The organism is Cyclobacterium qasimii M12-11B (genome assembly GCF_000427295.1).
Taxonomy (GTDB): domain Bacteria; phylum Bacteroidota; class Bacteroidia; order Cytophagales; family Cyclobacteriaceae; genus Cyclobacterium; species Cyclobacterium qasimii.
The window spans coordinates 1-2,652 of the sequence record NZ_ATNM01000181.1 but is presented as its reverse complement, the minus strand read 5'-3'; the positions used below and the strand labels follow the sequence as shown (position 1 = coordinate 2,652).

At 25.5% G+C, this 2,652-nt stretch carries 2 protein-coding genes; both read right to left on the bottom strand.

Translation table 11 applies throughout. The features are described from left to right. Positions 1-275: 275 nt before the first annotated feature. Entirely contained in the window at positions 276-983 is a 708-nt protein-coding gene (locus tag ADICYQ_RS22230; RefSeq protein WP_020894178.1) for a glycosyltransferase family 2 protein, read from the bottom strand. A gap of 300 nt (positions 984-1,283) precedes the next feature. Continuing rightward, positions 1,284-2,408, bottom strand: coding sequence for a glycosyltransferase family 4 protein (locus tag ADICYQ_RS22225; protein WP_020894177.1), 1,125 nt, complete (start codon positions 2,406-2,408; stop codon positions 1,284-1,286). Positions 2,409-2,652 lie beyond the last annotated feature (244 nt).

Here is a 2,652-nt window from a genome sequence, read left to right as displayed (position 1 = left end):
TTAAAAAAAACATAGTTATGTACAAATGGATAAAAAGGCTCCAATTGAAAGAATAAAAATTATAAAAAATAGGTAATTTTTAGTTTTTGATTTAGAAATCTTTAACATTACCTTAAGATATTTTAAAGGGTTTATACAGCATAACGGTTATAATACATTTATAAAACGAAAAAAAACACAAGAAGAACTTACTAAAATTCAGATACAAACTGATTAAATTATCATTTCACATGGGATATAAAAAACTATTATAAAATTATATTCAGATACTATAATTAATTCTTAAATAAATATATTATCTTACCAAAAACACCATTTATTATACCAATAAATCCCATGTTTTGATAAAGGTAGTCAAACTTAGCAATTCTAGCTTCTTTAGAAATTTGGGAGGAAAAACCACCCCCTTGAAAACAAGAAACAACTATCGAAGTCTTTTGAAATTTGATTTTCAAAAGGTATAATCTTCTCGTTAATTCGATGTCACCATAATATTTATGTTTAGTTTTATAATACAGATTTTTTCCACATACAATTGAATTGTAAAAAATGGACTGATGACAAGCCATAATCCCACCATAATTTAACGACTTAATATTAGTTGGTTCTCTTATAGAATCATTTGAAAAAGTACTTCCATACAATACACCAAAATCATTATAATTTTTATTATAAAAAATAGAATGAAGTACTGAAGAATTATAAAATTTATCACCAGCATTCATAAAATTGACCCATTCACCTGAAACATATTTGAGGCCTTTATTCATCGCATCAAAGATACCTTTGTCAGGTTCGGATATAAAGACATCAATTTTATCGGAATATTTATTTATTACCTCAAGTGTACCATCAGTTGAGCCACCATCGATCACAATAAATTGGATTTCAGGGTAACTTTGACTGAGAACAGACTCGATTGTCAAAGAGATGTCATTTACACAGTTGTAACAAACCGTTATAATAGAAATTTTTTGATTCATAATTTATAAAAATCTTTTAAAAACAAAACCAGATTACCCCAACTTACTTGATCAGCAGGAATAGATTTACCAATTTAAACACAAGAAGAAAATAACATGAAACATCAAATTAAAATATTTCATAAATATTAAATGTATTATCAATTACATAAAATCAAAAAAGAGAAATAATAATCTCGTGTTGAAATAAAAAGATAAAAATTTACTACTATCGAATTAAAAAGAAAACCAGTCGAAATATAAAATTAAATTAAATATTTTATAAAAATATATTACAACATAGTAGTAAAAATATATTATTTAAGAATTAATTACTTTTGAATAAAAAGAAAATGTTTTGATTAAATTTTTATTCATGTCGAAATTTATTTTTGCAAAATTAACTCCGTTTTCACCCATGGTATTTCTAAGCAATTTGTCTGTACCTAAAACATTTACATATTTAATAAATTCAGATTCATTGCCATACAAAAAACCTGTAGATTCATGAACAACCAATTCATTAACCCCACCTATATTGGATCCAATGATTGGGAGACCTGCAGCCGAGGCTTCTATAACACCTCTTGCGAAATGGGGCAATACAAAAGGGCAAACAAAAACATCCGCACCACATAAAAATGTTTCGACATCTTTGACAAAAGGAAAAACATGTATATTTTGAATATCATTATATCTCAAATTATTCTCATTTTGAGCACCAACCATGACAAAATGATAGTTAGGATTATCTTTTATTGCTTTTTTCGCCATATTTATTAACACTTCCCAGCCATTGCTTTTAGAAAAACGTGCCAAATACAAGAAAATTATATCTGTATTTGCAATTCCAAGTTTAGAAACTAGAATATCCCTCTCGACAATTTGTAATTTTTCAACAAAATTATAAATTATTTCACTTTTATATTTAGAAGAGTTGGATAAACGAAGAGAATCTAAATCAAATTTACATATAGCAATATAATTACTTATAAATTTTTTACAGAAAATTCTTAAAGGAAAACCCCAAAGACCGTTTCTTAATGGCTCTCTCACATGACATATAACTTTTATTTTTAATAAATAACCTGCAATTCCAAATGCAAACAAACAAGTTGAATTTAAATGAATTACATCTGGATTTTCTCTTTTTAAAATTCGATATGCTTTAAATATACTTGGCAATAAAAAAACCCAATTACGAACAAATAATTTAAAACTTTTTTCTACCACAGTTGAACCATGAAAAGCCCTTATTCCAGGAGCTTTAATCATTTTTACAGGGATTTCACTAAAGAAATTGTTGACAGGACCTTCTTCAATATTTAGTAAAAGAGGAGAATATTTAGTGTTATCGATATTCTTAATAATATAGCTCAAGCTTTTTGCAGCTCCGCTAAAACCACCATAATGATGTATATATAAAATTTTGGTAAGTTTTATCATCTACTAAATTATTAATGTACATTTTTTCCATATCAAATTAAATCACCACCCAAATAAAAATAAATTTTTCCAAGTATACTTTTAATATTGTCCTTTAGTATATTTATTGCTTTAAATAAACTAAAAACTTATTTTTTAAAAACAATAAATAAAGTTAAAATATCATAAATTATTATTTAAAATTTAAAAGAGTTTTCTATCTCCCTATTTAAAATTTCATTTACACTTATATAATTAATCTTTG